The sequence below is a fragment of the Companilactobacillus kimchii DSM 13961 = JCM 10707 genome (genome assembly GCF_001435445.1).
Taxonomy (GTDB): domain Bacteria; phylum Bacillota; class Bacilli; order Lactobacillales; family Lactobacillaceae; genus Companilactobacillus; species Companilactobacillus kimchii.
The window spans coordinates 16,935-42,147 of record NZ_AZDH01000020.1; the positions used below are offsets into that span (position 1 = coordinate 16,935).

Consider the following 25,213-nt stretch of genomic DNA (forward strand, 5'->3'; position numbering starts at 1 on the left):
ACTATTAGTTATCAAAATTGATAAATTGTAATCGAATCGCATTTAGAACAGCTATGATTGTTACCCCAACGTCGGCAAAAACGGCTTGCCACATGTTGACCATCCCTAAAGCCCCTAATAATAGGAACAAAATCTTGATAATCAGAGCAAATGAGATATTTTCAACCACGATACGACGAGTCTTTTTAGCTATCTTCATGGCTTCAGAAACTTTTGATGGTTCGTCACCCATGATGACAATATCAGCAGCTTCAACGGCCGCATCTGAACCTAATCCACCCATTGCAAATCCTACATCGGCGGTTGCTAAAACGGGAGTATCGTTGATTCCATCACCAACAAAGGCGACTTTTTTGTTATTTTTATGTGATACTTTCAATAAATCATTGATAATTTCAACTTTATTTTCTGGCAAAAGGTTCGTATAAACGGCGCTCATCTTCAATTTCTGAGCCATTGTCTGACCAACTATTTGATTATCCCCGGTCAACATGACATTCTTGTGAATTCCTCGATTGTTCAATAATTGAATTGCTTTTTGAGCATCACTCTTAGGTACATCAGCAATCACAATATCACCCCAGAATTGATTGTCGACAGCCACGTAAACGACTGTTCCAACGGCATCTGTTTCAGTAAAAGTAATATTATTTTGTTTGAGAGCTTTGGCATTTCCAACGATAACTGATTGACCATTTACTTGAGCTACCAAACCATGTCCGGCTTTTTCATCGGCTTTAATAACAGTCAACAGCTCGCCTTCATAAGCTTGAAGAATTGATTTAGCAATCGGATGAGTCGAGTTTTTCTCGACACTAGCTGCCATCTGTAACAATTTTTGTTTCGAAACATTTACCGGATTGACTTGCACAACTGAGAATTGACCTTTAGTTAAAGTTCCTGTCTTATCAAAAGCTACTGTATCCACGTCATTCAAGGCTTCTAAGTAGTTACTCCCTTTAACCAGGATTCCTTGCTTGGATGCTGCACCGATACCACCGAAGAAACTTAATGGCACCGAGATAACTAAGGCACAAGGACAAGAAATTACTAGAAAAATTAATGCTCGGTAAATCCAAGTATTCCAATCACTCGTCATAAGAGATGGTACGATTGCCAAGGCTACCGCTAGAAAGACTACGATTGGCGTATAAATTTTAGCAAACTTGGTGATAAACTTTTCCGTATCGGCCTTCTTGTTGCTAGCATTCTCAACTAAATCCAAAATCTTAGCTACGGTCGAGTCATTGTAAAGCTTGGTAACTTTAATTTGTAACGTTCCAGTTTGATTGATCGAACCACTCAAAGCGGTATCGCCCACCTTGATTGATTGCGGCATTGATTCACCAGTTAGAGCTGATGTATCAACTGCTGAGCTGCCTAAAACAACGGTCCCATCCAATGGAATCTTCTCCCCCGGTTTAACCAGGATTGTTTCACCAATCTGAACTAGATTAGGATCAACATTTTTGTTCTGATTGCCTGAAATCAAGGTTGCGTAAGCTGGCTTCACTTCTAGTAGAGCTGAAATAGAACGTTTTGATTTATTGACGGCGATATCTTCAAAAACATTACCTAACTCATAGAAGAGCATAACCGCAATGGCTTCAGGATATTGCTTAAGGATGATTGCCCCAATCGTGGCGATACTCATCAGGAAATTCTCATCGAAAATTTCTCCGTGAAAAATATTCTTGATAGCTTGCCAAACGATCCGTGCCCCAATAACTAAATAGGCTCCGACTAATAAGACAATACTAAAAGGTTCCGATACAAAGGAACTGGACCCAACTATCAACAAAATGAAAGCAATCAATAGTCGCGTGATTGTCAGTTTTGTTTCCGAACTCATTTCATTTTTTACTTGTTTAGCTTTCTTTTTAACTTTGTAATCAGTTTGGACATTATATAATTTCATAACGTTGTCCTCCTTGAAAGAGTTTACATGTTCAAATGAATATATGAGCATTCATTCATATATGAATTATAATATAATGAAGTATCAGTTTGCAACCTAATTTTGATAAGAGGAACAAAAAATGTCAGAACAAAATTTTGAGATGGAACATCAACAAGCTCTCCATAATTTAAAACAAGGTTTACCCGATGATACCGATTTGGAAGCCATGGTCAACATCTTCAAAGCTTTCGGTGATATGACCAGAGTTAAGATCATCTTAGCTTTGTCTGAAACACCTTTAAGTGTCGGTGAGATTGCTGATACCTTGGACATGAGCCAGTCCTCCATCTCCCACCAACTCAGCATTTTAAAACAACTAAACTTGGTCTCCAACGCCAGACGTGGTAGAAATATTCATTACCGTTTGAGTGATCAACATATTATTACCATCTTCAATCAAACTAAGGAACATATTATTGAGGATGACAATGACTTTTAACGCAAAAAAATTCCACTGAAATAACTTGATTAGTTATTTAGTGGAATTTTCGATTTTCTACGATAATGACTGTTGAGAATAGAACTACTATGACTCATTTCCCAAAAGATACTTACCTATTTCTTCTTTTTGAAAAGAATTACGATATTTTTTTATCACCTTTTTATCTTTAAATGGGTTCAAATGTTTTGGAATATAAATGATTTCACCGTTATTTCCCTAGTGAAATCATAAATGTCTGCTTGAGGTTTTATATAAGAAGGGACAGTTAAAACGGTTGAATGCCCAGACTTTCTTATTTTTACAGTTCTATCATTAGACATAATTGTTACTTTCCTCTCTCAAAAATATTATATCTTACACTATCATTAGTATTATAGATAATATAAAGTCATGACTTGAAGAAATCTTGTTTGAACAATCGTTCTCATTATTCTATTCCAAACACATTTTCTGGATAAAAGTGTTCTAAAATGATGGTATGTCATTGAAAAATAGCTATATAATTAAAAATAGTGTTTTTAATAGCAAAAAGGAATATTAAAATGACAAATAGACTAAGGTTACTAGATATCAGAATACGAAATTATCCTTTATTTGAAGAAAAAATTGATTTTTCCCTATTAACTTCAAGCTGTGTCGCTCGGGACAAGGCTGATTCTCTTAATCATTTATACGGTAATAATTACACAAACAATTTAACAACAATTGTAGGAAAAAATGCTACAGGTAAAACAACGATTATGAAATTAGAAATGGGAATTTTATATTTATTGTTTGGTAACAAATCAATTAGTGAAACAGGTCTAAATGAGGTATTATTCGACAATTCCACGGTAGATTTTGATATTTTCCTATACGGAACTGACAGCATACTAATTAAAGATGAACTGAGCATTTCACAGGTTATTAACAACGAACAACCAGAATTTGTAATAAGCAAAGAAAAGATTTACACGAAAAAAGCATTACTATCTGAGAGTAAAAAGAATTTGTTGAATTTCAAAAAATCAAAACTTGTGCTAGATAGAAATAACTTAAAACCTGAGGTCTCGTCCATTTTATCACCTGATGACTCTCTGTTTAAGTCATTGATCAGCAGTCATAAATATCAAGCACCAAGAATAACAGATAATACTATTTTCACCAATCCTAATAGATCTGTATCTAATTTGGGAAATGTACCCACAGAAATTCTGAATTATTTGGATTCTTCAATTGAATATTTAAAGAAAGAAACCATAGAAGGTTCTGGTACTAATCAAGTATTCTTTAGATTAAAATTCAAAGGTCAAAGAGAAATTTCTGATGGAAGTTTCTCAGTAATTAATTCTTATTTGTCATCTGGGACGACAAAAGGTATTTCATTATATACACAGATTTTATCAACTCTAAAAGATGGTGGAATAATATTTGTCGATGAAATTGAAAATCATTTTAATCATGCTATAACCAGAACCTTCTTAAATTACTTTAAAGATCCATTTATTAATATAAATAATGCAAAATTAATATTCACTACACATTATCCTGAATTCTTAGATGACCTTGATAGAAACGACCAAATTTATATTGCGAGGAGATTCGATAAAATATCGTTAACTCGTTATTCAAGTGCTAAAGTTAGAAGTGATATTTTAAAGTCAGACGTCTTTATGTCAAGTACAATTTCGGGAACCGCTCCTGAGTATGATGCTTATATGGATCTAAAGAAAGCAACCATTAAAAGTATTAAGGAATTTAAAAGATAAATAACTACCTATCTCATGGATTCAACCTAAGATAGGTAGCTATTTATAATAAATATATTACGATAAAGCTTGACATGCTAGGGTTATTGTAAGATATTCAACTTTTAGTATTTCAGGACAAATATTTTCTCCAAGGCCAAAGGAATAGGAGTCAGAATTGTAAAAATTACAATCTTGGCTCCTATTTTACCTTATTTATTCTTTTATGAATAAATTGAGTTAATTTTTATTTTCTGATTTTTTTTCATATTTTCTTTTGAAAACATTATATATGTCCAATTGATTAGGATAATCCAATGTATCTGCAGTAATTTCACTTATTGTTTTACTTATAGAATTCATAATTGGTTTTACCAAGGTAAATAAATTTTCATTCACAAATACATTAAAATCATCAATATTCTTAATATCTTCCTCTGATTCCATCAATGATTCAAATTTTCCCAGTATCGAATAATAATTCGGATCAGACCTATAATTTCTCTTATACGAATACACGAAGGCCACATTAATAAATAAGTGTTTACCATCATTATTCCCGAGAACACCTAAATTAAATTGAGCACTGTTATCTGATTCTTTTTCTTCTACTTTGACTTTTGATAATACTTCATCATTCAACATCTTTTTTATATCATCGACATATTTCTTTGGCCCATTAAACAGATAATCCTGTTTTACACTAATTAATTCTATGTACTTTTCCTTCATATTTATACTGATGCCTCCATAAAAGAATTTTCTTTTATTAAAAAATCATCTGATTTTCTTTTTATAATATGTACTAAAGTTTCTTGTCTTCTTTTATCTTCATTACTATATAAGGTTATATTTCTAAATTTCCACATATCTAATTTTTTCGAAGTTAAATCCTCAGGATTTGTTGAAGTAGTTAAAATACCAAAGTTTATATTTAATTTCTCTGTTGAGGTATCAAAAGACATATTTAATATCTCTAATGAATTATCAGATGGGGCATCTCTCAATTCATTCAAATATTCTTTTAAAGTATCTATATTTAACTTGCCTGATCCGCTTTCAATTTTAATATAATCTTTAACGTTCATATTTAGACGATTTGCTACATCTTCTTGTTCCAATCCTTTTTGTATTCTAAAAGATAAGAATTCATCTCCTAAATAATTTTCTTCAGAATTATTAATTTCTTCAAAATTTTTATAATTTGAATCTTCCCTATATCTTTTTAGAAACTCTTCATTAAAATTGAATTTCAACTATCTCATCTCCCCTACCTAAATATTTTATTCTATTCTGTTTTTTATCACTAATTGCTTTAATTAGCATCTCACTTTCCGAAGCCAAATCGTTTATTTTTTCCATAATACCATCTATCCCTTTTGTCTGAGGCCTTTTAGTAACGCCAAAAGTCATTACTGTTTGTTCATCGTATATAGTAAACAATATTCTGGGATAAATATTAGCCCCATCTAATCTTATTTCATAAATACTTTTATGTCCTGAGAGCCGTTTGACAATAATTAAATCCATATATTCATTATTTAATTTATTAAACAGTCTAGTTGACCATTTATTTTTTATCAATTTATTTTGACTTTTACTATACAATTCATTATTTTGATTCAAATTAAGATTAGAAATAATAACCTGTGCCTTATGTAACATTTCTCTGTAGTATATATCAATATCAAATAAACGAAATATATACCTTAATGCCATATCATTTTCGAATTCGTTAGAAAAACATTTTATAATAAATTTACTACTTCTTTTTACCATCACTACACCCTAATCATACTATATTAAGTGATTCATCAGATACTTCTTTATCTTAATAGATAAGCATTACAAATTAAAATTACGTAAATACTCTAAAAAAGAGTTCATGAATTTATTAGCTATTAAATCTAATATATCCATAAACTCTTTTATTCACCATAACCTGATGATGCATAACCATTATTTACATCACTGCTAGAACTGTCAGTAGATGCTGATGAACTGCCTCCATATGAGGATTCACCACTGTTACTTGAAGAACTGCCGCTACCAGCTGTTGAACTGGAGTTTCCGGTATTAGATGACGAACCGCTGTCTGTACTTCAGCGTTATCTTTAGTAATAACGGAATATCCCTTTAAGGACAACGGTATCATTGCAAGGTCCACTATTCTAACTTTTTGAAAAATGGGAATGTAAAAACTCAAACCAGCGTTAACTTCACGCTTGTATCTCCCCAAAGTTTCAACCAATCCTACATGATTTTGACGCACTACCTTAAATCCAAACATTATTCCCCGCCTACTTTTCTATTTTAATTCCTGTATTGTCAGGATATTACCATTTGCTTTAATAACCTGATAATTACGTTGGGTGTTAACTGAATCGTTTGCCAGTAAATCATAGCGATAGTAGATACCTTTAACCTCGACCAAGTCGTTTGCCATGTTGATCTTATCCCCTCTGACGATAGACCCTACAATTTGGCGCTGTTCGAGGTTATTTGTAGGTACAGCTTCACTCAATTTGGTGACAATATAATTATTAACACTACGATTCTCACGACCTGCATCTTCCGCTATTCGGTCATACAAATCTTTATCTAGTCTTAATGCAATCATCTTATCTGCCATATCTGTATTATAGCACCTTTATATCAGAGTGATATCACTTTGATATAAAATTTAGGTGAAATAAAAAAAGCCTACTAATGTAAGCTTTTGGCAACATGTGCATAATGTTTGTACAATCCGGAGAAGCGTTCTTTGTAGTCGGACTTCCAAGGCTTATCTCGTCCACAAAAATGCAGGATTGAGGTATGTTCAATTACCCAATCAATATCCCAGACGCCATTACTCTTGGTGTAATAGAGTGGATTCATTCGAGCATCGTAATTGTAGAGTTCATCGGGAATCTTTTTGATATGCTGTCCATAGAGTCCATTCAAGATATCTTGGTCTGGTAAGAACAGTGCTAGATTCTTAATCCTGATGTAACCATAAATATCTTCGGCTTTGACGTGTTCTCGTTCTTCAGGCAGGTTCATCAAAATAACTCCAGAATTGTAGTAGCCATCGGTATCAAAGTTACCTAAACGGATCTTATTTAATGAATCGGTTACATCTAGTGCGATGTGGCTAGCAGCTGCGTACCAGTAACCATCGAAGTCCATGTTATATAACTTTTTCAAATCATTGATCACTAAGACGTCGGTATCGAGGTAGAGTACTCGCTTCAGATTCTTGGGTAGATATTCGTAGGCCAGCAAGCGATAATAAATGGTCTTCGGATAGCGGTCAGTCACTGGTGCCTTATCGAAATGTGTATTGGAAACGATAATTGGATGATAGGTCATTTTGAGTCTCTTGCAGACTTGGATAATCCTTTGAGTATGAGTTAACTTCTTATCTTGAATCACGTATACGGAAAAACTGGTTGCGGAGGTATTACGTTTGATTGAGTATAAGACTGTTAGTAGTTGATCGACGACACGATCATCAATCGCAAATAATAGATTCATTGGTTCCACGCTCCTCTGAATTGATTAACTACCTTCATTATAGCCGTTTGTTGCTTGAATCTACTATCTTTCATCGCTTATAATGAGAACATTCTATTCTAGGAGTTTAATTATGATTAAACCAATAAACCACGACCAAGCACTGCTCAGCCAAAAATCCGAATTAGCTACTAAAAATGATTCTCAAGTCGTTCAAGATTTGCTCGACACTCTACAATCCCATTCCGAAAACTGTGTCGGTATGGCAGCCAACATGATTGGCGTCAACAAGCGTATCATTGCCTTTTCCATGGGAATAATGAACGTTCCTATGATAAATCCTTCTATTATAAGTATGCAGAATCCCTATCACACTTCTGAAGGTTGTCTTTCTCTTGACGGCGAACGTCCTACTAAGCGTTTTAAAAATATTACAGTTAAGTATTTAGATGTTAATTTCAAAGAACATACACAAGAGTTCTCTGACTTCATTGCTCAAATTATTCAACATGAAGTTGATCATTGTGATGGTATTTTGATTTAAAGACAATGTCTCTTGTCACTCACAATAGAGGCTCCAATCTATTAACGACTTTATTAAGGCTTCTCATTTCTTTAGCAATTCTAAGCAACTTATTCGTATCTTTATTAACGATTTTTAAATATCGCTTATAAGCTGTGTTAACAAGATTAGTATCTAGGACATAAGGTTCTCTCAAAATCTCAACCAACGTTTTTTCCATACTAAAAAGACTTATTCTATATTCTGTTCCCTCAACCTTCAGCTCAGATATTTGATCCTTAAGGTATTGCTTGTTTACTTGTCTGGGACTAACATTACTTGACCATTCAGTATAGGTTCTAGGTAACTTGTATCCCATTTTGAACGTCATATAGACCGTATATGGAAATTCATCACTCAATCCCCACAAATACAACGCCGTAGGTCCCGAATATACTCCTTGACCAAGAGTAAGTTGTCTCAATAGGAAATCATTTGGTATCCAATCAGAATTTATTATAACTTTACCAGATGCATACTCTAAAGAGCCTGAATCAATCAGTGATTGAACATACAATTTCTGATACTCATTTATATCACCCTTAAGCAGAATATTGTCCTTTTCCAATTTATTATTTATCTCTTGTAACGAGTTCAATTGCTTATTTTTAAAGTCTGAAAAAGCCTTATCAATTTTTATACCAGTCATAACTTGTCTCCTTCACAATATCAAGCACATTAATTTCTGTCATTGATATTTTAAAACTATCAAGTAAGAATAATTTTATCATTGATATTTTAAGATTATCAAGTATATTAATTTGTATCATTGATATTGTAGAAATGTCTGGTATATTCTAAATTACGTTTAATATGGACAACAAAAAACTAGAAAATTTCCTTTATTGGAATTTTTCTAGTTTTTTTGGTTTTGTTTTAGAAATAATTTTGACTTTTCCTCTTTAATAACCATGGTTCTTGGCAATATAGTGGAAACGAGCTACGTAGACCAATTTCTTCCGGTTTGCTACAGAACTGAAATCATCCGCAAGTACAGCGGCTAATTCCAATTCTTAGGCAAATCCTCGGAAATTCCCAGGCCTACTTTGCTCTCTATCTTTCTTCCACTGCTTCTTTATCGAATTCAGCTTCTGAACCGGCTTCTCTTGATAGTTTAGCTAAGTGTTCATATGTTGATGATACGTGTTCACTTGCTAATTCTGTCTTCAATCTTTCATTACCTTTATGCATATCAACCAATGTCCATACTAGTAAGGCTACTACGGCTACGATCAATACCCAGGCAATAATGTCGGCTTGTGTTGATTGTGCTACTGTGATTCCATCTCCATAGAAAGCTTTGATTTGGTCTGGCAATCCATAAAGGTTTAATCCTGTTAGGGCTAGAACTGAGAACCAACCGAATCCTTTGACCCAAATTGCATTCTTAAACTTCTTACCCATTTCTGTAACACTGTCTGTCATTAATAGTAATGGCAACATTGAGAATGGTAAGGCGAAGGCTAAGAAGACTTGTGAGTTGTTCATTAAATCATTCAAGGCCACATGCTCATCAATTGAACTCTTACCGCTTGTTAACATAACACAGATTAGAACTGGGATAACTGATAACAAACGTGTTACTAAACGACGTAACCATAGAGGCATCTTCATATGAACGAAACCTTCCATGATAACTTGTCCTGAAAGTGTACCTGTAATTGTTGAATTTTGACCTGAAGCTAATAAAGCTACAGCGAACAATGTTGAAAGGATACCTGATTTAGCAACGGCAATCAAAACGCCATTACTTAATGTAGATGTATCTGATAGAGCTTGGTATAAACCGAAGAATGATGGATCTTTAACGGCACCACTCTTGAAGACGGCAACACCCATGATCAATAGCAAAGCATTAACAAAGAATGCGGCTGTTAATTGAATATTTGAATCCCAAGCTGAGAAACGTACGTTTTGTGCAACTGATTTTTCATCAGCATGATCAACTTTTCTTGTTTGAGAAATAGCTGAATGTAAGTATAAGTTATGAGGCATAACTGTGGCACCAATGATTCCTAGAGCACCTTGTAATGGTGATTGTCCACCAATTGTTGGATGTGTAGCAAAGGTCTTGCCTGTTGGAACTAATCCAGCAAAAGCAGCACCCCAGTTAGGATTTGATAGTGCAACTTGATATACGAATACGAATAAAATGACAAGAATTAAACATACAACGATAGCTTCAATTTTTCTGAAACCGATCTTAGTTAATAATAACAATACTAAAACATCACCAACGGTAATAAATACGGCGATTACTAATGGAATATTGAATAATAGATATAAAGCAATCGCACCACCGATAACTTCGGCAATATCTGTCGCCATAATAGCGAACTCAGTTAAAATCCATAAAACAATTCCTAATGATCTACTTGTTCTAGCACGAATTGCTTGTGCCAGATCCATCTTACTCACGATGCCTAGTTTAGCAGCCATATATTGTAACAACATGGCAATTAAACTAGACAAAAGAATAACTGACATTAATAGGTATTGGAAATTTTGACCACCGGTGATTGATGTTGACCAGTTACCTGGATCCATGTAACCAACGGCAACTAAAGCCCCTGGACCTGAGTATGCAAGTAGAGTTTTGAAAAAGCCCTTGTCCTTTGGAACATCGACTGTACCATTGATTTCTTCTAGTGAAGGACCATTGGCATATTGGATTAATTTACGCTTTTCAGCCATATTAATCTCCCCTTATATTTGAATTTGGTTTTAGCGAATAATCATAATTGAAATAGGTGAATATTTCGCCATATATGCGGCTTGAGAACCGAAGTACTTTCTAATCCCCTTCTTAGATAGCGAACCGATTACTAATAGGTCGGCTTTGGCAGCAGGAATGATATCTTTCACGATTGTCTCGCCAGGATCTCCTTCACCAATTACAAGTTCTACCTTTTGGACTCCAGCATCCAAGGCAATCTTACGATACTCTTGCATATGCTCTTCTAGATCCTTACGTTCACCGTGAACATAATCTCTAGTTAAGGCTTGATATACATTCATATCTCCGCTTTCCAATATGGAAGTAATGATCAAAGTTGAATTGTCTTTGATGCAACGATGCATGGCATATCTAAATGCTAATTGAGCATCAGCTGAATCATCAACACCAACCAGGACACGTTCAAATGTGTTGTTTTGCTTTGACATTGGTTTCTTTCCTCCAATTAATTTTTACCAGACAAGTAAGTCTCACTCGTCTTTCCAAGGACCATTCTACCGCTTTTTAAATCTATGTAAACTATTTTTTAAGTCCACCTAATAAAAAAGTACAAGTGAAGATTTTTCTTTAAAAAATTCAGAAAGCGATTACTTGCCCATTATATAGACTTTTCCGGCTACCTAATGTGATATAAAGAATTATTCTTAAACTCTGCTTAACTATTTCAAATAAAATAATTATGTTATATTAAAGGCGTTAACAACCGAATTATAGCAATTCATGAATATAACTATTTGACAATATGTCCATACAATAGTCTTTATATTTATGTTTAACTATTTTTATTAGTTTAGACTAATAAAATGTTCTTATTCTTATTAATGGAGGAATATCATGCGTAAAGAAACACATCAAGAGGTAATCAACGAAGTCAATGACGAGGAGTTCTTAACCAATAACTGGTTAACTTCTGAGGTTCTAGTTGGTATGTATTCAAGGATTTTTACCAATTCCCTACTATTAGATGACATGATTTTTAAGAATCGCAGAAAATAGGTTGAAAGAACCTTATTAAGAAAAAGTGGTGAACGATTTTGAACGACTTGAATTTTTTAAGACTTATTTTCGAACTCGGTGGTAGCTTTCAAAACGTTAATAATATCGACCTAGCTATCAAAGCTAATGTCAGTAAAGCTTCCATATCTGACCGTACCCAACATCTTTCAAAGTTAGGTTTGGTTAAATATACGAAATACTATGGCAGCAAACTAACTAAGAAAGGTTTAAATGATGTCATCCCTTTGGTTCAACAACATCGTTTAATCGAGACTTGGCTCTATGAGAAATTAGATATCCCGTTGAGCGACATTTACGATAAAGCTACAACTTTATCAGATCATCCCGATTTATTATTGATCGACCGTTTGAACATCCACTTGGAATATCCACAAACTTGTCCACACGGCAACATTATCCCAATTAATTCCGCAATTCCTATCTATTCCGCGGACTCTTTATTAGCCAGTCAGAATATTTCTGATACGACTTTCAAAATAGTCAATTTTACGGAAGATTCCTATTTATTCAAAATTTTAAGTAACATTGATGTCAAACTTTCTGATTCTATCAAGATTCTCAATATCAACGATTACGATCACTCAATGGTCATTTTGAACCTGCGTAACAATTTAAAGCAGATTCTCCCCAAGAACATCACTAAGATGATTCACATTGAAAAAGTTAAAGAGACACAAAAGAGCGTTTGAGTAGGCATGATTGTAAAATCACGCGTTGTCAAACGCTCTTTTTATTTGCTGGCCTCTTTGATCCAACGTGGTGAATAGCCATACTTTCGCGATAACATCATAACTTGATTCGATTGCACGTCCATTGTTTGAAGTTTTTTACGTAATTTATTAGCGTCATAGAGTCGCATTGGCAGTTGTAGTTGCATACCACAATAGTTATCACGAATTTTTAACATCGCTTCAACTCCAATAACTTCAGCTATCCCCTTATATGATTCATTTAAAATATCATAGTCTACCTTTTCGGCCATAATTATCACCTAATTCTCCTTAATACAGTAATTTTATTTTCAAAATTACTTTATAATAATAGGTAGATGAATTCTGTCTACTTATGCAGAAAGAGGAAAAATTTTGAACACATCCGAGCGCCGTTTCGCTATTTATATAAAACTACTTGACAATCAAATCTTGAATAAGAACGATTTGGCACGTGAATATAATGTGACCCCACGTGCCATTCAACGGGATATCAGCCAGATTAATTTAACCTTCGAAGACATCTGTCTGCCCTACAGAATCCAGTATGAGAGAAGCAATTCCGGTTATCGTATGCACAGTGATCAACACATTCTTAATGCTCAGGAAATTCTCGTTTTGGTCAAAGTTTTATTGGCTAGTCGTGCGCTTAATCAACGTGAATTAATTCATACAGTCGATGGACTCTTAAACTTGGCAAATAGTCAAATTCGTAGTCAAGTTCGTCCTTTGATCCAAAATGAGATCTTCAACTATACTCCCTTACATCATCAACAAAACTTACTAGATAAAATTTGGACTTTAAGCAAATACATTACACAGAAAAAAGCTATCGAAATTAGATACCATCGTCAACATTCAGAAACGGTCATCCGTAATATTTTGCCACAAGCAGTGATTTTCTCTGAATATTATTTCTATTTAGTCTCTTACAATCCAGACTATAAGGATAATTTGCTTTACCGAATTGATCGAATCGAAGACTATCACGTAACTGGCAAGATTGATTTAGCCTATAAGGACCGTTTTGAAGAGGGGAAATTTCGACAAAAAATTCAATTCATGTATCCTGGCAAATTAATTCATCTAAAATTTCAATTCTGGGGTATCGTTGAAGCTGCACTCGACCGTATTCCGACAGCTAAAGTTGTAGCACACTGTGATGCCAATGGAAATCTGCTTTCAGATCATAGTTCCAAACAACCACAAAATGGTGGTAGTGTCATTATTGAAGCCGATACTTTTGGTGAACGTGGCGTTATGATGTGGCTCTTGAGTCAGGGACAAAATGTAGAGGTTCTAGCACCAAAAAGTTTAGTCACCAATATCAAAAAGGAAGCTCAATCCATACTACAACGGTATGAATAAGCTTCCTTTTTACTTTTCAATTGGTTCAACAATAGTTGAAACGACTGCTTCAATGGAATAAACTAGCGGACTATCCTTTTGAATACCAGCTTTAACAAACCGGTCTTCCCACCATTGACTACGAATCTTTTGAACTTTTGTTACAACCTGCTTGCCTTCTTCAGTCAAATTGAGAACTTTAGTTTTACCAGCTCCATCTGACTTAGTTAAGTAATTTAATTGATTCATTTTATTGATTTCTCGAGTTGCTAACCCCTTATCTATTACTAGAGAGCGGGCCACTTGATTCTGACTGATGTTTTCATAATCACTTACAGCCAATAAAATACAAGCTGCGGTCGGATTTAAGTTGATTTGGTTGAATTCTTCCCTCGTATCCTTGTAATATTGACGATGTAAGATAGAAATATCTTGTGCTAAGTATCCAATGTTTTTCATTAACTTTCACTCCATGAAAAGATTTACGTGTTGACAAATCAACACAAATGCCTTATTTTTTTCTTATAAATAATTATAGAACAAATCTACACAAAAAAGAGGTTAGATACAATGACAAAAACTAATGGTGCTCAAGCTTTGATCCAATCGATGATTAATCAAGGCGTTCATTACGTCTTCGGATTACCTGGTGCTAAGATTGATCGACTCTTCGAATCACTTGAACATAACGATGATCCAAAAACTCCTAAATTAATTGTTACTCGTCACGAACAAAACGCGGCTTTCATTGCTGCAGGTATTGGTCGTCTAACTGGTAAGCCCGGTATTGTGGCTACTACCTCAGGTCCTGGTGTCTCCAATCTAGCTACTGGTCTAATTACCGCTACTTCTGAAGGTGACCCTGTGATTGCTTTAGGTGGTCAAGTTCCCCGAAACGATATTGCCCGTTTAACTCACCAAAGTATTTCTAGTAAGGAACTTTTATCCGCTGCTACTAAGGATAGTGTTGAAGTTCAAGATGCCAACAATTTGTCGGAATCCTTTGCAAACGCTTACCAAAATGCTGTATCACCTAAAGCTGGAGCAACTTTCATGTCCATTCCTCAAGATGTCTTGAATGATGACGTAACTCGCCCTGTTATCAAGCCATTACATAAAGTTGAACAAGGTGGCGTTGATTCAGAAACCCTTAACCAAATTATCGAAAAAATTGAAAAAGCTAAGTTACCAGTAATCTTGGCAGGTATGCGTTCTTCTACCAATGAAGTTACCGACGCTATCCATAAATTTTTACACAAGTTCTCGATTCCAGTTGTGGAAACCTTCCAGGGTGCTGGTGTCATATCGCGTGATTTGGAAAAAAATTACTACGGCCGTGTCGGCTTGTTCCGTAACCAAATCGGTGACACTATCCTCAAGGAAAGTGATTTGATCATCGCGGTCGGCTACGATCCTATCGAATATGAGGCCCGTAATTGGAATATTGGTCGCACAGGGAAAATAATTAATCTCGACAGTATCAAGCCAGAAATCACCAATGATTATCAACCTGACTTGATTGTGAACGCTGATATTGCTAAGACTCTTAACGAAATCAGCTCTAACTTACCGGATGACATCGATCTAGGCTCTGATATGCACAAACATCTGGCTGACCAACAAGAGAAATTTACTAAGAAGGATGCTATTCCTGCCAATCATTCAGATAAGAACGGTATCCATCCCCTAGCTATCATCCACGCTTTGCAAAACCAAGTTGAAGATGACACAACTGTCACGGTTGATGTTGGTAGTCTCTACATCTGGATGGCTCGTCACTTTAGAAGTTATAAACCACGTCACCTATTATTCAGTAATGGTATGCAGACGCTTGGTGTCGCACTCCCCTGGGCAATCGCTGCTGCATTGGAACGTCCTGAAAAACCAGTTGTTTCAGTTGCTGGTGATGGTGGTTTCCTCTTCTCTGGTCAAGAACTAGAAACAGCTGTCCGCTTGCATCTCAATATCGTACAATTGATTTGGGACGACGGTTACTATGACATGGTTCGTTTCCAAGAAATCGCCAAATACGGTCATGATGCTGGAGTTAAATTAGGACCAGTTGATTTTGTTAAATATGCTGAAAGTTTTGGTGCCACTGGTATGCGTGTCGAGAGAACTGAAGATCTCGAACCAATGCTAGCCAAAGCTTTTGACACTAAAGGACCAGTTATCTTGCACATCCCCGTTGATTATTCAGACAATATTCAACTAGCATCCAAGTTGGTTGACGACGTCTTGAACTAAGATAGAAAGAAGGATTTCATGTCAAATACAAACATTCTTTATCAACACGGAACATTAGCTTTATTAGTCCCTGGATTACTCGACGGAACTATCACTATGAAGGAATTGTTAAGTCATGGCGATACGGGAATCGGTACTGGCGAAGGTCTTGATGGCGAATTGGTCATTTTAGATGGCACACCTTATCAAGTCGACAGCAACGGTAATGTTAATATCGTAAAAAATGATTTCACTTTGCCCTTTGCTAACATTCATTTCGGCAGTTATCAGCCATTAACAAACGTTGATGGTATCAGCCAAAAAGAGCTTGAAGAGAAGATCCTATCTTTAACAAGTGCTAATACCTTCTTCTCAATTGAGTTACACGGTCAATTTACAAATGTGAAAACCCGTGCGGTGAAGAAATCACATAAACCTTACGATACTCTAGCCAAAACAGCTGAAAGTCAAAGTATTTTTGAAAAAGACACCGTTACAGGAACTTTGTTGAGTTACTACTCACCTGAAATCTTCGATGGGGCAGCCGTTGGTGGTTTCCACCATCACTTCTTATCTGATGAACACGACTTCGGTGGCCATCTGTTATCATTTGGTACAGCGAGTGGAGATGTAAAACTCCAACAATTTGACACCTTGGAACAACATTTGCCCGTCAAGAATCAATCTTACATGGATTTTGATTTTTCCGGTGAAGATATTCTAGGCGATATACATAAATCAGAATAGAGAAAAGCAAAAGGACGAATCCATCTGGACTCGTCCTTTTTTTATCCTATTTGGTGTTTAATTTGGTCATACCATCTCAAATCCTACGTAATTTTATTTATATAGTAATAGCAGTCATAACATTTTACACACGTGTTAAATACGTATATTATAAAAGACGAAGGAATTTGAAATGAATCAAAAAAGATTGCTCAAGCTTTTAAGTAAAAAAGGTTGGTACTTATATCGTCATGGTAATAATCATGACATTTGGACAAATGGTATTGAAAAAGAACAGATTCCTAGACATAGAGAAATCAATGAATTATTAGCAAAAAGTATAATAAAAAAACATCATTTGGATGATGAGGGAGACTAAAAATGAAAATCGTATATCCAATTATAATTTCAAAAACAAGTGATCAAACAGTTCCCTACTTTGTCAGCATTCCTGATATTGAAGGCATGACTCAAGGCAAAGATATTGATGATGCTATTCAAATGGCTCGTGATTACATCGGATTGAATATTATTGATAGACAAGATAACAATTTAGACGTGCCGAATTCAAATTACACACTTCCTAGTGCAGAAAATGGTAACGTTGTTACCTTGGTTGATGTCGATATTGATGAATATCGTCGTAAAAATGACTTCAAGACTATCAAAAAGACTTTGACTATCCCCAACTATCTCAACAAGTTGGGAAAAGATAACAATATTAACTTTTCTGAATTACTGACAACTGCTTTAAAGAAGGAATTAAATGTTTAAGTGATCAAAAAAATCCTATTTCATATGGAATAGGATTCTTTTTGTCTACTCATTTTGCAAATCTTATTGAAACCCAAACACTAGTCAAAATCAAAGCTGTACCTGCAGCAAAGCCCCAAGTTAGACCTTCTCCTAAAATCAACCAGCCTAATAATGTACCAACGATTGGTTGTAACAAGTAAATCAATCCTGAAACACTGGGACTGACCATTGTTAAACCTTTATTCCACATGACAAAAGCCATGGCTGTGGATAACGCTCCAACATAGAATAAACAGGCAATGATCTTAGGATTGAAGAAATTAACGTTTGATAACGATGCTAAATCTCCCATCACAAATGGTGTTAAACAAATCATAGCAACAATGGTTGAGATTATCGTTATCTGTAAAGCTGAATAGTCTGACAACAATTTAATCATGACAGACATAAATGACCAACTTAATGCGGCTAGTATCAAGAATAAGACGCCAATTAAAATATGTTTGCCGGTCAAATGGACACCGACAATCATCACTACTCCAAGTGTCGCCATCACCAAAGAAATGACTTTAACGCGATCTAATTTTTCCTTTAAAATTAACCAGGCAAATATCACCATAAAAGTTGGTGTTGAAGATGTCACCACTGCCCCTGTTTGGGCGCTGGAAAACCACGTTCCAGTTTCTTGGGCCACTAATGAAAGAGCGTACCCTGTCAACCCTGACAAGATAAACCATTTCAAATCTTTCCTTTTCAAATGCCACTTTTCTCGCTTGATCAATGAGAAACCGACTAAAAAGATTAACGCGACTAAATATCTTAGCCAAACCAATTGGAGTGGATGAATCTGTCCCACTACCATTTTCACTGCAACGAAAGTCCCACCCCAAATGCTGGCGGCGACTCCTAAAAGAATAGAACCTAATACTTTGTTAGAATTCATAATACTTAGTCCTTTTAGCTATTGGTCTCTCCGGAACGAAATTTATAATTAAATAAATTCTTTTGAAATCTTATTTTTGTAAAAAATTATAGCATTATCGAATCCAATTGGAACTGAAAATACTAAAAAAGGCAAATCCATTTTGGATTTACCTTTCTAATTTATCTAATTGCGTATAATTAATTCCCTTTACTACATAATTTATAGTTTCTTCTTCAAGCAAATGAACCTTTTCATCATCAAACAAAACTAAATCTTTTGTATCATTGTCAATTGTACTTTCGTATATAATTCCATCAACATTATCCATATCCTTGATCAAATCACTCATGTACTCCGTTGGTACATAAGCAATTTCAGATCTATTTTTATTGCTGATTTCCCTCATAACAATATCAATTTGTTTTAAAATATCGAAATTCATTAAATAAGTAATTTTATCCTCAAAAGAAAATATACTTAACACAGAAATTTGAGACAAATCTACTAATTTTAATTCTTCCGAGATTTCAAATGAAGCAACCGTACAAACATCATTTAAAGAAGCCTTTATTTCACCCAGTGCCACCTTATAATCTTGACATAAATAAAGGTATCCTATTCCAGAAGCATTCAGTCTCCCTGGGGTCGACAATCCTAATGGTACGGCTCCCATATTCTCATTAGAAATCGGCTTACCACTATCACTAATTCTTGCTCTATAAAATCGTTTACTTTTTCCAATATTTACAATTAAATTATTAAAAAATGCTTCTAATATCTTTTTGTTTGCCATATTAGAATGGAATCTATTAATATATTTAATTCTATTTTCAAAGGCCTTCCATCCTTTTCCACCAAAGATACCATTATTCTTTTTCAACTTATCATCCAATAAATATTCCGGTATTACAAGATCCTCAAATAACTCATTATTTTTGCCGTAATATTCAGCTAGCAAAGACTTTAATAATTTAGATATTTTATTTACTTCTAAATTGAAGATATTGGTATTAAAAAATAATTGTTCACTCAATTTTCTAGCATCATCAGAATACCTTTGATAATCTTTCTGTTTTCGATCATATACTGTGTAAAGATCTAACAAATCATTAAAATCTGCAATTATGTTTTTCGAATAGTCATTGTTTTTTAACGCTTTATCAATATCAAGAACGTAGACATCGTTTGACTGACAAAAATCACACTGGCCTTTTTCATTTATGGCCTTAATACGTTCTTTTATATCAACATCTTTAAAACAGTTTTCGCAACATTTCATTAATCTTTATCCAAATACCTTCCCATGATTTCAAAATGATGTTTTATAGATAATTTCTTTATATATCCCAAGCCTGAATACTTATCGATTTTATACAATTCTTCAAACTCCCTTAGAGCTTCAGAATCATTCTTCGTTTTATCAAAGCTAGGATTAGAAACAAACTTAACCAATTTTTCCAAAGCTTCATGAGCTTTTAACGCTGGATTTTGTATATTATCATTAGAATCTGAAACAAAGTGATGAACACGTAATTCATTATTCTCATCAAAATACACTAAGTGAATTGCTACTGCTTTGGCTGCAAAGCCAGCGCTACTGTAATCACTTCCAATTACTGAATAATCGCTAAACCCATAATATCCGTCTTCTTTATAATACAAATGCTCCGTTGAAAATAATTCATCAGTCTTGGATAAATAATCTACATTTCTATCTTGTTTATTGAACTGGTCATGCATTTCCACTAAAAAGTCTGTACTGTTTCTCAATTTTCTAACAGCCGATCTATTATTTGGTTCAATCACTAAATACGTATTACCATCAATCAATGATGAATCGTTAAAGTCTGATTTTTCACCTATAATGGCCATTTTATTAATATTGGAATAATCAGAAAGAGATTCATTATCTGAACCTTCCAATACTAAAGCCGGAACGAAATTATCCTTTGACTTTATTTCACTTATATCAGCATCCTTGAATCCTTCGTAATCAGCAACTGACGAATTTTGGATAACAGCAATTTTCCTATTACTGTCAGAAAAAGACTCCAATAATATTCTAAATGTAGATGAAGGACTTACCGGCTCTATGATTGGCAATATTTTCTTACTTAAAACGCCGTCATTCAAAAGTTCTCTTAAAGCCAACAATTCATTTTGCTTACCCCTCAGTATGGGAAAATACATAATACACGCTTCCTCTCAATATTTAGTATTCAAGAATTCTTGCAACACATTATATTCCTTGATTTTATAGTCTGAAAAATACACTAGGGCTTTAAGTTCCTTAGGAATGTCTTTGAAGTAACTATAATTTTCTTGATTAATTGAAGTTCTCTTTTTTAACTCATCTAACATAAACTTCTGAGTTTGTTTTACTTCAATGGTTTTAAAAAGTTCAAAACACTCTTGATAATATTTTGACTGACCAACCTTTGGTAAATAACCAAAGTTCTTCTTTATAATATTCTCAAACTCACTTTTTCGAAGTATCCTAAATATTTCTTGGCTATTCAACTTATCATTGTATTCACTTGGTGACTTCTCAACATGGAGTGTACCCCGACTAGTCAAAAGTATTATTCCCGTTGGCGTATCACTAAGTAACTCCTTCAAATCATCCAGATGACTTAAATCAGTAACAACATTACAATAAGAAAACGCCATATAGTAAGCATTAAGTTGATCTTTCAATCGATTTAGATTATCAAGTCCGGTCTTTATTTCATACACCTGTCCAATACCATTTATTATCAATAAATCTAATATATTATTAGATATTGGTAATTCTCTTATAGCTGTTGAAGTTCTCACACTATGCCTACCAAGCAATATCTTATTTATTAATGTATTTTTATAAAAATATTCATTTCTATGAGACTTATACATATACTTGTACATATTCTTAATAGCATCTAAATTTGTCTTAATTTCACCATTACTTATACTTAATGAATTAATAGTTTCTTTGTATAAGTCACCATTTTTATTATTCACAGCTTTTCTTAAAGAATTAACTGTGAATATCTTGTTTAAAAGGACATCTGCTGTCATTTTTGCACTACCACCAATACTCAACATTAACAAAAGTATAGCATGAGTTTAACCATCATTGTTATTGCTGTATATTTAAAATTACGTATAAAAAAAGGCAAATCCGTTTTGGACTTACCTTATTAATTATTATTTACTCTCAAATTTGACTGAAATCCAGACACTGCCGATAATCAGTATTGCTCCTATAAAGAATCCAATTGAAACTGATTCCTTCAAAAATAGCCACCCTAGCAGAGTCCCAACAATTGGCTGTAATAGGAAAAATAGTCCTGAAGAACTTGAATTAACCAAGGTTAATCCTCTATTCCACATAACGAAAGCCAACGCTGTCGAAATAACTCCTAAATATAGCAAACTGAGAATTATTTTAGGTTCTAAGAAATCAATATTTACTAGGCTTGCAGTATTGGTAAAAACTACTGGTGTCAGACAGATAATTGCAATAATTGTTGACATAATTGTAATCTGCAATGAACTGTAATGATTAACCTTTTGTATCAAGACTGACATTAGGGCCCATGTTAAGGCTGCAATAATCAACGATAATACTCCCAGCAAGATACTGTTACCTTCCAAATGAATTCCAACAATCATGACCACACCGATTGTTGCCATCACTAAAGATACAATTTTAACACGAGTTATTTTTTCCTTAAAAATCAACCAAGCAAAAATTACCATAAACGATGGAGTCGCCGAAGTAATCACTGCTCCGGTTTGAGCACTGGATAACCAAGTACCGGTTTCTTGAGCAACTATTGAAATAGTATTGCCAATCAGATCTATTATGACGATTAGTCCTATATCTCTTTTATGAATGCTCCACTTTTCTCTTTTTAAAATAGAAAATAATATTAAAAATACTATTGCCACTAAATATCTCAACCAGACTAACTGTAGAGGATGAATAACACTAACTACATCCTTTACCACTACAAACATTCCACCCCAGATACAAGCAGATAAACTAAGTAAAATTGATCCTAAAATCTTCTTTGAATTCATAATATTTCCTTCCGTTATTTAATTTCACTCGAAATTAATCAACGGAACTATCCGTTGATTAACGGATAGCTGGAACATCACATTCATTTAATGGTGAATAAATCATTTTTACACCTTCTTTTTTTACAATCCAAATATTATATCACTAAAAAAAGGCAAATCCATTTTGGATTTACCTTATTAATTATTATTCAATTTTAATTTTGCGTTCAATTTTGCAGGTCGTGTTCTTTCTAAACGAGTCTCATTCGATGATGATCCATCAAATTTAACTGAGATCCAAACACTGGCTAAAATCATGGCTGAACCTATGATAAAACCAACTGAAATTTGTTCACCGAGTAACAACCAACCTAAAAATGAGCCTACAATTGGTTGAATCAAGTAGAACAAACCAGATGAACCGGCACTAACGATTTGGAGACCACGATTCCACATTACATAGGCTACAGCTGTTGAAACCGCACCGATGTAAAGTAGACTAAGAATAATTGTTGGGTCAGCAAAGTTAATACTTGTAAGTGATGACATATCACTCAAAATAAATGGTGTCAGAGCAACGACTGCTACTACGGTTGACATAATAGTAATTTGTAAAGAACTGTAAGTTTTAACTTTTTTAACTAAGACTGACATCAAGGCCCAGGCGATTGAATCAAGGACTAGAAGCAAAACTCCTAAAATAACATTAGTTCCTGACATCTTCAAACCGACGATCATAACTACTCCAAGAATAGCAATCACTACGGAAAGAACCTTGATTTTATCCAATTTTTCTTTAAGAATCAACCATCCAAAGATAATCATAAATGCAGGAATAGTTGAAGTGATAACCGAACCTGTTTGGGCATTTGATAAACCTGTACCCATTTCTTGAGCAACTAACGAAATGGTATTTCCAATGATTCCGATCCAAAAGATTAATTTCAAATCAGACCAATTGATGTGCCATTTCTCTTTTTTCATTATTGAAAATCCAATTAAGAATACTAATGCGATTAGATATTCCAACCAAACTAGTTGAATTGGATGTACCTCATTCACAATAATTTTTACAACTACAAACATTGCTCCCCAAATAATTGAAGCAATGGTTAAAAACATGGATCCGAGAACCCTTTTAGACTTCATGAGTAATATTTCCCTTCGCTTTGATTTCTTATGAATTCATTGCTACGCTACCCTCGCGAATAGCCGAAATATTACTGCTGTCAACTAACGATAAATACTCACCTTCCTTATGGTTAACACAATTCAGTATAACAACGCTAAATAATAAAACAACCAATCTAGCGTAGTAAACGTTTTCAAGGTAAAATTAACTTAAAATGTCCGGAAAACGATTAGTATATCTTTATACAAATAGAAAGGTGACACTTAATGACAACAATTTATGACCTAGCAAAAAAGACTGGGATCTCCAAATCGACTATTTCTCGAGTCGTGAGCGGCAACGGTTACGTAAGTGAAGTCAAACGCAAAATAGTTCTCGATGCAATGCACGAAACGAATTACATCCCTAATCAAGTCGCCAAGAATTTACGAGAAAAACGAACAAATACGATTGGATTTCTTACTAAAGAATACTTCCCTTTAGTTGGAGATTTCCTTAATTCATTTACAAAAATTGCTGCGGAACATGGTTACAGCGTCAATGTTTACTTCACTCAAACAGCAGACAATGAGTTAAAGACTCTCAGATTGCTAACAACCCACGCCTTAGATGCTGTCTTCATTCTCACTAGAATCAATTCATGGGATACCATCAGTTCTTATGCAAAATTTGGTCCCATATCGACTTGGCATCGGGTCAACCGCCCTAATATCTATTCCAACTTCATTGACCACTACCCTATTTATTATCACGTAATGAACCATCTTTACGAAAACGGCCATAAAAATATCGGACACGTCTTATCTAGTTTGAGAAACGCCAATACACGGGCTCGGACTAGAGCTATTGATGATTTCAAAGCTTCTCATCCTGACAGTAATCAAGATTTTCAATTGTTCTACCATACCCAAACTGGAACTGGCGAAGATGCAGCTCAAAAATGGTTGGCTGCTAAAAATAAACCCTCCACTGTTATTTTTTATGCCGACTTTGTGGCTGCAGAATTTATTTCCACTTTACGGAAAAACGGCAAGAAGGTTCCTGATGACTGCCTCGTAGTCGGAAGTGACAACAGTGAAATTGCCCATATGATGAATATGCCCACCATTGACCTCTGCTTTAGAAATCAAGCACATAATGCTTTTATCTATTTATACAATGAATTAAATCCTGATCGTCTACCTTACGAAACTCAAAATCCACATTGGGTCGATGCTTATTGATTTTTTCAAATTTATGCTTGACCTGGGACCAATCCCACATCGTATTATATAAATGTACTAAGGAAGAGGTCATGACAAGCCCTAGTTTTCAGTGATTCAGTGGAATAATCATTGTAAGCAGGTTATCGTTATAACGTGACTTCCGATAGTTGCAGATAACCATAAGAATAAATACCCC

The 25,213-nt window shown here is 34.4% G+C and carries 28 protein-coding genes and 1 pseudogene; 11 read left to right on the forward strand and 18 right to left on the reverse strand.

Features of this window, described 5'->3' with window-relative positions; genetic code table 11:
• Positions 1–4 precede the first annotated feature (4 nt).
• On the reverse strand, positions 5–1,918 hold the full coding sequence (locus FC97_RS10355) for a heavy metal translocating P-type ATPase (protein ID WP_054643831.1): 1,914 nt from the start codon (positions 1,916–1,918) through the stop codon (positions 5–7).
• Between the two features lie 121 nt (positions 1,919–2,039).
• Between FC97_RS10355 and FC97_RS10360 the strand changes: the two genes are divergently transcribed.
• Entirely contained in the window at positions 2,040–2,399 is a 360-nt protein-coding gene (locus tag FC97_RS10360; protein ID WP_054643830.1) for an ArsR/SmtB family transcription factor, read from the forward strand.
• Positions 2,400–2,944: 545 nt separating this feature from the next.
• Positions 2,945–4,150, forward strand: coding sequence for an AAA family ATPase (locus tag FC97_RS10365; protein ID WP_054643829.1), 1,206 nt, complete (start codon positions 2,945–2,947; stop codon positions 4,148–4,150).
• Positions 4,151–4,369: 219 nt separating this feature from the next.
• Here FC97_RS10365 and FC97_RS10370 read toward each other — a convergent pair whose 3' ends face one another.
• The 6 genes and pseudogenes from FC97_RS10370 to FC97_RS10395 all read right to left on the reverse strand — a co-directional run bounded on the left by FC97_RS10370 (position 4,370) and on the right by FC97_RS10395 (position 7,648).
• The gene (locus tag FC97_RS10370) at positions 4,370–4,861 is read right to left on the reverse strand and encodes a hypothetical protein (protein WP_054643828.1); all 492 of its coding nucleotides are present in this window, start codon (positions 4,859–4,861) and stop codon (positions 4,370–4,372) included.
• A gap of 2 nt (positions 4,862–4,863) precedes the next feature.
• Entirely contained in the window at positions 4,864–5,385 is a 522-nt protein-coding gene (locus tag FC97_RS10375) for a helix-turn-helix domain-containing protein (RefSeq protein WP_054643827.1), read from the reverse strand.
• Positions 5,369–5,908, reverse strand: coding sequence for a hypothetical protein (locus tag FC97_RS10380; RefSeq protein WP_054643826.1), 540 nt, complete (start codon positions 5,906–5,908; stop codon positions 5,369–5,371). Before FC97_RS10380 ends, FC97_RS10375 begins: the two co-directional genes overlap by 17 nt.
• Positions 5,909–6,215: 307 nt before the next feature.
• Positions 6,216–6,419, reverse strand: a pseudogene (locus tag FC97_RS13290) (SPFH domain-containing protein); the annotation flags it as partial.
• A gap of 18 nt (positions 6,420–6,437) precedes the next feature.
• Positions 6,438–6,749 carry a toxin-antitoxin system HicB family antitoxin gene (locus tag FC97_RS10390; protein WP_235628562.1) on the reverse strand — a complete coding sequence of 104 codons (312 nt, stop codon included), beginning with the start codon at positions 6,747–6,749 and terminating at the stop codon, positions 6,438–6,440.
• Positions 6,750–6,835: 86 nt separating this feature from the next.
• On the reverse strand, positions 6,836–7,648 hold the full coding sequence (locus FC97_RS10395) for a glycosyltransferase family 8 protein (RefSeq protein ID WP_054643823.1): 813 nt from the start codon (positions 7,646–7,648) through the stop codon (positions 6,836–6,838).
• 112 nt (positions 7,649–7,760) lie between these two features.
• On the opposite strand from FC97_RS10395, the gene FC97_RS10400 reads away from it, so the two are divergent.
• The gene (locus FC97_RS10400; protein WP_054643822.1) at positions 7,761–8,171 is read left to right on the forward strand and encodes a peptide deformylase; all 411 of its coding nucleotides are present in this window, start codon (positions 7,761–7,763) and stop codon (positions 8,169–8,171) included.
• 19 nt (positions 8,172–8,190) lie between these two features.
• Here the strand turns inward: FC97_RS10400 and FC97_RS10405 are convergent, their stop codons facing one another.
• The 3 genes from FC97_RS10405 to FC97_RS10415 form a co-directional block, all read right to left on the reverse strand.
• Positions 8,191–8,838 carry a type IV toxin-antitoxin system AbiEi family antitoxin domain-containing protein gene (locus FC97_RS10405; protein WP_054643821.1) on the reverse strand — a complete coding sequence of 216 codons (648 nt, stop codon included), beginning with the start codon at positions 8,836–8,838 and terminating at the stop codon, positions 8,191–8,193.
• A gap of 404 nt (positions 8,839–9,242) precedes the next feature.
• The gene (locus FC97_RS10410; protein WP_054643820.1) at positions 9,243–10,883 is read right to left on the reverse strand and encodes an Nramp family divalent metal transporter; all 1,641 of its coding nucleotides are present in this window, start codon (positions 10,881–10,883) and stop codon (positions 9,243–9,245) included.
• 30 nt (positions 10,884–10,913) lie between these two features.
• Positions 10,914–11,354, reverse strand: a complete 441-nt coding sequence (locus FC97_RS10415; protein WP_054643819.1) for a universal stress protein — start codon at positions 11,352–11,354, stop codon at positions 10,914–10,916.
• A 406-nt stretch (positions 11,355–11,760) separates the two neighbouring features.
• Between FC97_RS10415 and FC97_RS13430 the strand changes: the two genes are divergently transcribed.
• The gene (locus tag FC97_RS13430; protein ID WP_156314125.1) at positions 11,761–11,922 is read left to right on the forward strand and encodes a hypothetical protein; all 162 of its coding nucleotides are present in this window, start codon (positions 11,761–11,763) and stop codon (positions 11,920–11,922) included.
• Between the two features lie 38 nt (positions 11,923–11,960).
• A complete protein-coding gene (locus tag FC97_RS10420; RefSeq protein ID WP_054643818.1) occupies positions 11,961–12,632 on the forward strand; it encodes a metal-dependent transcriptional regulator in 672 nt (223 codons plus the stop codon).
• A gap of 41 nt (positions 12,633–12,673) precedes the next feature.
• Here FC97_RS10420 and FC97_RS10425 read toward each other — a convergent pair whose 3' ends face one another.
• Complete coding sequence (locus FC97_RS10425; RefSeq protein ID WP_054643817.1) at positions 12,674–12,925, reverse strand: Mor transcription activator family protein; 252 nt, start codon at positions 12,923–12,925, stop codon at positions 12,674–12,676.
• A gap of 103 nt (positions 12,926–13,028) precedes the next feature.
• On the opposite strand from FC97_RS10425, the gene FC97_RS10430 reads away from it, so the two are divergent.
• Positions 13,029–14,021 (forward strand): helix-turn-helix transcriptional regulator, encoded by a 993-nt coding sequence (locus FC97_RS10430; RefSeq protein ID WP_082397601.1) that lies wholly within the window; start codon positions 13,029–13,031, stop codon positions 14,019–14,021.
• A gap of 9 nt (positions 14,022–14,030) precedes the next feature.
• Here FC97_RS10430 and FC97_RS10435 read toward each other — a convergent pair whose 3' ends face one another.
• A complete protein-coding gene (locus tag FC97_RS10435; RefSeq protein ID WP_054643816.1) occupies positions 14,031–14,459 on the reverse strand; it encodes a MarR family winged helix-turn-helix transcriptional regulator in 429 nt (142 codons plus the stop codon).
• 111 nt (positions 14,460–14,570) lie between these two features.
• Between FC97_RS10435 and alsS the strand changes: the two genes are divergently transcribed.
• From alsS to FC97_RS10455, 4 genes are all read left to right on the forward strand, one after another.
• A complete protein-coding gene (gene alsS, locus FC97_RS10440) occupies positions 14,571–16,247 on the forward strand; it encodes an acetolactate synthase AlsS (protein WP_054643815.1) in 1,677 nt (558 codons plus the stop codon).
• 18 nt (positions 16,248–16,265) lie between these two features.
• The gene (gene budA / locus FC97_RS10445) at positions 16,266–16,973 is read left to right on the forward strand and encodes an acetolactate decarboxylase (RefSeq protein WP_054643814.1); all 708 of its coding nucleotides are present in this window, start codon (positions 16,266–16,268) and stop codon (positions 16,971–16,973) included.
• A gap of 172 nt (positions 16,974–17,145) precedes the next feature.
• Positions 17,146–17,331, forward strand: a complete 186-nt coding sequence (locus FC97_RS10450; RefSeq protein WP_025085345.1) for a type II toxin-antitoxin system HicA family toxin — start codon at positions 17,146–17,148, stop codon at positions 17,329–17,331.
• Between the two features lie 2 nt (positions 17,332–17,333).
• The gene (locus tag FC97_RS10455) at positions 17,334–17,726 is read left to right on the forward strand and encodes a type II toxin-antitoxin system HicB family antitoxin (protein WP_054643813.1); all 393 of its coding nucleotides are present in this window, start codon (positions 17,334–17,336) and stop codon (positions 17,724–17,726) included.
• 49 nt (positions 17,727–17,775) lie between these two features.
• Here FC97_RS10455 and FC97_RS10460 read toward each other — a convergent pair whose 3' ends face one another.
• From FC97_RS10460 to FC97_RS10485, 6 genes are all read right to left on the reverse strand, one after another.
• On the reverse strand, positions 17,776–18,651 hold the full coding sequence (locus tag FC97_RS10460; RefSeq protein ID WP_054643812.1) for a DMT family transporter: 876 nt from the start codon (positions 18,649–18,651) through the stop codon (positions 17,776–17,778).
• A 148-nt stretch (positions 18,652–18,799) separates the two neighbouring features.
• Positions 18,800–19,912: an RES family NAD+ phosphorylase gene (locus tag FC97_RS10465; RefSeq protein WP_054643811.1), complete on the reverse strand. Its 1,113-nt coding sequence runs from the start codon at positions 19,910–19,912 to the stop codon at positions 18,800–18,802.
• Positions 19,912–20,823 (reverse strand): sce7725 family protein, encoded by a 912-nt coding sequence (locus FC97_RS10470; RefSeq protein ID WP_054643810.1) that lies wholly within the window; start codon positions 20,821–20,823, stop codon positions 19,912–19,914. The genes FC97_RS10465 and FC97_RS10470 overlap by 1 nt, the downstream gene beginning before the upstream one ends.
• A 15-nt stretch (positions 20,824–20,838) precedes the next feature.
• Positions 20,839–21,717, reverse strand: a complete 879-nt coding sequence (locus tag FC97_RS10475; protein ID WP_143442716.1) for a sce7726 family protein — start codon at positions 21,715–21,717, stop codon at positions 20,839–20,841.
• A 102-nt stretch (positions 21,718–21,819) separates the two neighbouring features.
• The gene (locus FC97_RS10480) at positions 21,820–22,698 is read right to left on the reverse strand and encodes a DMT family transporter (RefSeq protein ID WP_054643808.1); all 879 of its coding nucleotides are present in this window, start codon (positions 22,696–22,698) and stop codon (positions 21,820–21,822) included.
• Between the two features lie 180 nt (positions 22,699–22,878).
• The gene (locus tag FC97_RS10485) at positions 22,879–23,829 is read right to left on the reverse strand and encodes a DMT family transporter (protein ID WP_054643807.1); all 951 of its coding nucleotides are present in this window, start codon (positions 23,827–23,829) and stop codon (positions 22,879–22,881) included.
• 249 nt (positions 23,830–24,078) lie between these two features.
• Between FC97_RS10485 and FC97_RS10490 the strand changes: the two genes are divergently transcribed.
• A complete protein-coding gene (locus tag FC97_RS10490) occupies positions 24,079–25,035 on the forward strand; it encodes a LacI family DNA-binding transcriptional regulator (protein ID WP_054643806.1) in 957 nt (318 codons plus the stop codon).
• Positions 25,036–25,213: the final 178 nt, after the last annotated feature.